Here is a 6,494-nt window from a genome sequence, read left to right as displayed (position 1 = left end):
CCTAAGAAGAAGCAATTTCGAATAACTCAATACCTGTGAATGTCCACACAGATTTCTTGTTTAAGTTGTTAAAGAGCGTTGATGTTAATTTTTCAAACATCGCCGTTAGACGCTAGGTCGTTGGCTTGGGCTGCGTATTCTACGCTTTCCCGTGTCTGCGTCAAGTGTTTTTTCAAACTTTCTTTTCGCTGCTGATTTGAGGTTAAAACCGAAGTCTTTATGTTTCAAATCAACCTGACTTCCTAAGTGATTTACTTCGGATGACGCTTTGCTTTCGCGCTGTGCCGTGTCAGTGGATGCGCATTATAGGGAGCTAAGATTTTTGCGCAACCCCTTTTTTGAAGTTTTTTGTAATTTATGGCTCACTTGTTGGTAAATTGACCTGACTAGCTAGTTTTTAAGCATTATACTGTTAAAAAACGCCATTTCTAAGGATATTTATGACTTCCAACTTACGATCTTACCAAGGTAAGCACCCCGAATTAGCTGATAGTGTATATGTAGATAGCAGTGCTATTTTGGTTGGAGACATCAATTTAGACCATGATGCCAGTATTTGGCCACTTGTTGCAGCCAGGGGAGATGTAAATCACATTCGTATAGGTAAACGCAGTAATGTACAAGATGGAAGTGTTTTGCATGTCACCCGGAAATCACCATCAAACCCTGATGGTCATCCATTGATTATTGGCGATGATGTGACTATTGGCCACAAGGCTATGTTGCATGGTTGTCGGGTGGGTAATCGTGTTCTCATCGGTATGGGTGCCATTTTATTGGATGGTGCCATTATTGAGGATGATGTCATTGTGGGGGCGGGTACCTTGGTTCCACCTAATAAGGTACTTAAAAGTGGCTACCTGTATGTGGGCAGCCCTTGTAAACAAGCCAGAGAATTAACGGATGCTGAAAAAGCGTTCTTACCTCAATCGGCTGATAACTATGTACGCCTGAAGAATGAATACCTTGTTGAGGTTCAACAAGAAGCAAGTTATTAGCTTCTGGTATTACTTATAGATTGTTGAAAGTGTTATTTGTTCAATACTTAGAAACAGATGTTTCCTTGTATTGAACAATATTTCAGCTTTTTAATCGGCAATAATGTTGCCTTTACAATAATATAGAACCATCATCTTCAAATAACTCATCTTTTATTGCTTTTTCAGCTAACTCTTCAATATCAAACCTTATCTGTTCAAATACCGTTACTGCATTGTTCACAGTGACTAGCAATGAAGACAATTTAGTTAGGGAGGAAAAACTTATCAGGCACTGGATAACTTGTCCCTGTTGCTGTGCTGAAAATCTCACAGCGCTTTCCAACGCGGTGACATCATCACCAAAAATGAGATTTTGATTCATATGTTTTCCATCTCTATCACGTTATAAAATAAACAGGATCGGTAAAACATTATGTCATCTGCTGACGAATAGTGGTCATTATTATTTGGGGATCAGGCATGACACCGCGCCAAATACTGAAACTTTTTGCTGCCTGGCCTACGAGCATACCTAATCCATCCGCTGTTTTTATTGCGCCAACGGATTGAGCCCAATGATTAAATAGGGTCAGTTTTTTCCCATAGGTCATGTCGTAGCACATTGTATTTTTACCAATAACAGATTCTGGTAACGGTGCTAATTCTCCAGACAAGCCAGCTGAAGTTGAGTTGATGACAATATCAAATTCATCATTTAATGTATTAATGTTTTCAGCACAAACATTACCGAAGTCGTTAAATAGCAAAGCTAATTGCTTAGCTTTGCTATATGTACGATTGCATATCACCAGCTTGCTAATATTACTTTGCAGTAAAGGCAATATACACCCTCTTGCAGCACCACCAGCACCAACAAGCAATATTCGTTTACCTGCTAGAGAACCAAACTGAATTTGTAGATCATTCACTAAACCTACCCCATCGGTATTATCACCAATGATTTTTCCTGTGACAGTAAAGGAAAGCGTATTCACCGCGCCAGCTAGTTTAGCTAATTCACTGAGTTCATCACACAATGTAAAAGCTTGCTCTTTAAATGGAGCGGTAACATTCGCACCTTTTGCACCTTGCTTTATGAAGGTGCGCAAAGTGGACTCAAATTGATCGACCGGAGGTTGGATTGCTTGATAACTTATATCTTGCAAGGTTTGCTTGGCAAACTCACCATGAATATAAGGTGATTTACTTTGCGCAATAGGGTTACCCAATACGGCATACAACTCGGTCATCAATTATCTCTCTTTCTTAAAGTGCTTTGGCACTACTTAGTGTAACCACGTGGCATATCAGAAGGTGTGGTATAGCGCTCACGTAACTTATCATGACGGCTTTGAGTGCTTTGCTCTTTACCGTCTATGTACATTTTTACCACATGGCTACTGAATTCAAACGGGTCACCATTCCAAATAACAATATCAGCGGGCTTACCGACCATAATACTGCCACTGTCAATATTGAATGTATCTGCAACATTGACAGTTAATGCAGCTATTGCAGCATTGTAATCCATTCCATTGGCAACGGCATTTCCAGCACTATAACGTAAGTTATAGATGTTATGGCTGTCACCCATGTTTGACAAAATCACTTTTACGCCAGCGGCATGTAATTTACCCGCGTTGCTTAAATCATTATGCAGTGAATCAAAGCTTTCTGGTAAGTTTCGCATTGCATCAATAATCACTGGGACATTGGCTTTTGCAATTTGCTCACTAATCAAAACAGCATCTGCGGCACCAACTAGCACAAGATTTACATTAAAGCGTTGCTTCAGTTTTAATATGGCAAGTATGTCGCTGGCCCGATCAACGGAAACGATTAAAGGCTTTTCTCCAGACAATATCGACTTAACAATTTCATCCGCCGCTTCTGGCTCTGGCGCATCCTCTTTTGCTTTTTTATCTTTCGATACTTTAGCTAATGACTTTTGTCCTTTTTCTAATTGGGTTATTAATTGTTGAATGGAGGTAGCACGAGAACCTTCATGATTTGCACCTAAGCTAACAAATACACCTGTACTTGTTGCCTTAACACTATCCCAATCACCTGTTAAATCGACCAAAAACGTTTGACCAGAATGGATATCTTCACCACCACTAGAGGTCACCACATTACGCGTTATGCCACCTTTACGTGTAAATGCAATGCTACTCGCTTTAGGGTTGTAACCAAAACTAGGATCAAAGGTTATATCTGCCTTTTTATCCCATGCATCACTAGAATCTGTCACCGCGTTAACTTCAACCAGTCCGAGTATGTTCATTGAGCCAATAAAGCCTGGTGTAACAATGCCGCCTTGCGCATCGATAATATTGTCAACGTCATATGTTATGCCTGCAGTTGCAGGGACGACAGAGGTAATTACACCATCTTTAACCACAACAACGGCATTTTGTATTACCCCTTGCTCTGTTGCGGTATGCACTGTGGCATTGGTAATAGCAAATGAATCAGCTAATGCTAAACCCGATGTGCCAAGCAAAGTGCTTGCCAAAGAAAGGGCGAGTAAAGATTTGGTCATTTTTTTCATAGTATCCGCCTTATTCCTGTCCAAGTAAAAAATCGCTTTGTGCTTGATAACGAGTGTCTTGATGATCAAACACTTTGGCACCATCGATAAATACTTGTTCTGCTTTGGCGTAAACACTAAACGGATTAACGTTCCAAATAACCACATCAGCATTTTTGCCTACGCTAAGTGATCCAGTTTTATCAGCAATGCCTAAAGACTTAGCTGCGTTAACAGTGATCCAGCTAATTGCCTGCTCTTCTGTATAATTGAAACCGCTGGCATTGGCGTTATGCATAATTTTAGCGCTTTCTTGGTTAAGACGTTGAATTGTCACAGGTGAATCTGAATGCACGACTGCGCATGAGTTTTTCACAGCATCAACTATGGCCACATTTTCCAGTACCATATCGTAAGCCTCTAACTTGAATCCCCACCAGTCTGGCCACATAGCAGCACAATTACCATTTTCAGCTAGTGTATCTGCAATTTTGTAGGCTTCGATGGCATGGTGGAAGGTACCTGAGTGATAATTAAACTCTTTACCTAAATCAATCATCATCACCATTTCTTCGGCTTTATAACAATGATTGTGAATAAGAATTTCACCTTCTAACACCCCTTTTAAGGTATCTAAGGTTAAATCCCGTTTCGGCGCGACGGCATTTTTACCAGCGGCATAATCGGCTTCATATTTATCCCAAGCTCGTTTGTATTCTGTGGCTTCGATAAACGCTTGACGATAACCAGCCATATTACCCATACGCGTCATCGGCAGTTCTGAACGGCTACCATAAAGCGACTTAGGGTTTTCTCCACAAGCCATTTTTAGACCGTAGGGTGCATCAGGAAACTTCATTGCTTGCATGCTTTCAGATGGCACGTTTTTTAGGGTTACACCCCGTCCGCCAATTAAGTTGGCTGAACCTGGTAAAATTTGCATCGTCGTCACCCCGCCTGCACGGGCACGGTTAAACCCAGGGTCTTGCGGCCAAACGCTATGTTCAGCCCATACTTCCGCAGTGATTGGATTGGTCATCTCATTGCCATCATTATGAGATTCAGCATTAGGACTTGGATAAACACCTAAATGGGAGTGGACATCTATAATACCTGGGGTGACCCACTTACCCTGGGCATCAATAATAGTGGCACCATCTGCAGTGAGATTTTCCCCAACAGCATTAATTTTGCCATCAATCATTATTACATCAGCATTTTCTAACTTTTCACCGGTTCCTGTTAGCACTGTGGCATTTTTGATAATTGTTTTTGTGCTAGGTAAAACCTGATAGGTACTAGGGTAAGGATTTTTATTTATGGTTACTTTTGGATCTTGAGTTTCTGATTGGTTACAACCCACAAGGGCCGTAGTGACAGCAATCATCACTAAAGATGGCATCATCTTAGTCATTATTGTTCTCCTTTTAAATTGCCGTCAATTTAACAAGATAGGCTGACAAACAAAACATAAAAGTTAACTAAATCGTTTCAAAACATTAACCAAAACTTCAACACTAGCGTAATTGGAATAACCGAGTTTTATTAAGATATAATATAAATCAAACAAATATTCGGTATGGTTATGAATTGGCTTAAAAAAATTTTCTCAAAACATGATGCTCAACAGGATAGAGATCCTGAGCAATCCAATGCCTACGATTTGATTGGGGGAGATAAAGTGATTCGAGCTATTGCCCATGAATTTTATCAACAAATGCAACAACGACCAGAAACCCAATCTTTGCTGGCAATTCACCGATCACCTATTGCAGAATCTGAAGCTAAGCTTTATGAATTTTTAAGTGGTTGGTTAGGTGGGCCGCAACTTTACCAACAAAAGCATGGTCATCCAGCACTTCGCGCTAGGCATATGCCTTTCAGTATTGATGAGTCGATGCGTGATCAATGGCTAATCTGTATGTGCGCAGCTGTTGATAAGTGCGTAAAAAAGCCTGAACATCGACAGGCGATTATTCAGGCTATTTCAACGTTAGCTGATCATATGCGCAACCAGTAACAAAAGTCGCTTAAATCTAGGTTTATAAATTCAACTTCAACCAGTCTTGTGGTTTAAGGTAATACTCATATAATTCTGCTTCAGGAGTGCCCTCTTCAGGCGTAAACCCATACTCCCAGCGCACAAGTGGCGGCATCGACATTAAAATTGATTCGGTGCGACCACCAGTTTGTAAACCAAACAGGGTGCCACGATCATAAACAAGATTAAATTCAACATAGCGCCCACGGCGGTATAATTGAAATTGACGTTCTTCATCTTGATATTCTAAATCTTTATTGCGTTCAACAATTGGCTCGTAAGCTTCAATGAAGCCATTACCCACTGCTTGCATAAACGCAAAACTATTTTCAAACCCAGGTTCGTTTAGATCATCAAAAAACAATCCACCCACACCACGAGTTTCATTTCGGTGCGGTAAAAAGAAGTATTCATCACACCATTTTTTATACCTAGGATAAACATCTTCACCAAACGGCAGGCATAAATCATGCGCAGTTTGGTGCCAGCTTATAACATCTTCTTCAAACGGATAATAAGGTGTTAAATCGAATCCACCGCCAAACCACCAAACAGGATCTGCGCCCTCTTTGCGTGCAATAAAAAATCTGACATTGGCATGGGTTGTTGGAATGTACGGATTATTGGGGTGGATCACTAATGAAACGCCCATTGCTTCAAAGCTTCTGCCCGCTAGTTCTGGACGATGCGCGGTAGCCGATGCAGGCATTGCTACGCCCATCACATGAGAAAAGTTAACTCCTGCTTGCTCAAACACGTTGCCTTGGGTTAATACCATGCTGGTACCACCGCCGCCTTCTTCACGCTTCCATGACTCTGCACTAAAGGTAGATTTACCATCAAGAGCTTCTAATCGCTGACAAATGTTTTTTTGTAATGATAATAAAAATGTTTTTACTTGTTCTGCATTGGGTAAACCGACGGCATCTGAACCAGTTTGCAT

General features: G+C 40.9%; 7 protein-coding genes. 2 read left to right on the top strand and 5 right to left on the bottom strand.

The window, feature by feature from the left end; genetic code table 11:
* Positions 1–440: 440 nt before the first annotated feature.
* Entirely contained in the window at positions 441–998 is a 558-nt protein-coding gene (locus tag NE535_RS13780) for a gamma carbonic anhydrase family protein (RefSeq protein ID WP_261299200.1), read from the top strand.
* Between the two features lie 112 nt (positions 999–1,110).
* On the opposite strand, the gene NE535_RS13775 is transcribed toward NE535_RS13780, so the two are convergent.
* Genes NE535_RS13775 through NE535_RS13760 form a run of 4 tightly spaced genes read right to left on the bottom strand, consistent with a single transcriptional unit; the run spans position 1,111 to position 4,924 of the window.
* Complete coding sequence (locus NE535_RS13775; protein WP_261299199.1) at positions 1,111–1,362, bottom strand: DUF1488 family protein; 252 nt, start codon at positions 1,360–1,362, stop codon at positions 1,111–1,113.
* Positions 1,363–1,411: 49 nt separating this feature from the next.
* Positions 1,412–2,230 carry a shikimate dehydrogenase gene (gene aroE / locus NE535_RS13770; RefSeq protein ID WP_261299198.1) on the bottom strand — a complete coding sequence of 273 codons (819 nt, stop codon included), beginning with the start codon at positions 2,228–2,230 and terminating at the stop codon, positions 1,412–1,414.
* A gap of 32 nt (positions 2,231–2,262) precedes the next feature.
* Complete coding sequence (locus NE535_RS13765) at positions 2,263–3,531, bottom strand: amidohydrolase family protein (RefSeq protein WP_261299197.1); 1,269 nt, start codon at positions 3,529–3,531, stop codon at positions 2,263–2,265.
* A 10-nt stretch (positions 3,532–3,541) separates the two neighbouring features.
* On the bottom strand, positions 3,542–4,924 hold the full coding sequence (locus NE535_RS13760) for an amidohydrolase (RefSeq protein ID WP_261299196.1): 1,383 nt from the start codon (positions 4,922–4,924) through the stop codon (positions 3,542–3,544).
* A 171-nt stretch (positions 4,925–5,095) separates the two neighbouring features.
* Between NE535_RS13760 and NE535_RS13755 the strand changes: the two genes are divergently transcribed.
* Entirely contained in the window at positions 5,096–5,530 is a 435-nt protein-coding gene (locus NE535_RS13755; protein WP_261299195.1) for a group II truncated hemoglobin, read from the top strand.
* 22 nt (positions 5,531–5,552) lie between these two features.
* Here NE535_RS13755 and hemF read toward each other — a convergent pair whose 3' ends face one another.
* Positions 5,553–6,494: an oxygen-dependent coproporphyrinogen oxidase gene (gene hemF / locus NE535_RS13750; protein WP_261299194.1), complete on the bottom strand. Its 942-nt coding sequence runs from the start codon at positions 6,492–6,494 to the stop codon at positions 5,553–5,555.

It is taken from the genome of Shewanella holmiensis (assembly GCF_025370255.1).
Classification (GTDB): domain Bacteria; phylum Pseudomonadota; class Gammaproteobacteria; order Enterobacterales; family Shewanellaceae; genus Shewanella; species Shewanella holmiensis.
The sequence above is the reverse complement of the archived record's forward strand: the minus strand, read 5'-3'. Positions and strand labels throughout refer to the sequence as shown.

Coding starts and splice junctions, on each gene's coding strand:
- NE535_RS13780 (WP_261299200.1), top strand. CDS start 441: ATGACTTCCAACTTACGATCTTACCAAGGTAAGCACCCCGAATTAGCT.
- NE535_RS13775 (WP_261299199.1), bottom strand. CDS start 1,362: ATGAATCAAAATCTCATTTTTGGTGATGATGTCACCGCGTTGGAAAGC.
- NE535_RS13765 (WP_261299197.1), bottom strand. CDS start 3,531: ATGAAAAAAATGACCAAATCTTTACTCGCCCTTTCTTTGGCAAGCACT.
- NE535_RS13760 (WP_261299196.1), bottom strand. CDS start 4,924: ATGACTAAGATGATGCCATCTTTAGTGATGATTGCTGTCACTACGGCC.
- hemF (WP_261299194.1), bottom strand. CDS start 6,494: ATGCAAACTGGTTCAGATGCCGTCGGTTTACCCAATGCAGAACAAGTA.
- NE535_RS13755 (WP_261299195.1), top strand. CDS start 5,096: ATGAATTGGCTTAAAAAAATTTTCTCAAAACATGATGCTCAACAGGAT.
- aroE (WP_261299198.1), bottom strand. CDS start 2,230: ATGACCGAGTTGTATGCCGTATTGGGTAACCCTATTGCGCAAAGTAAA.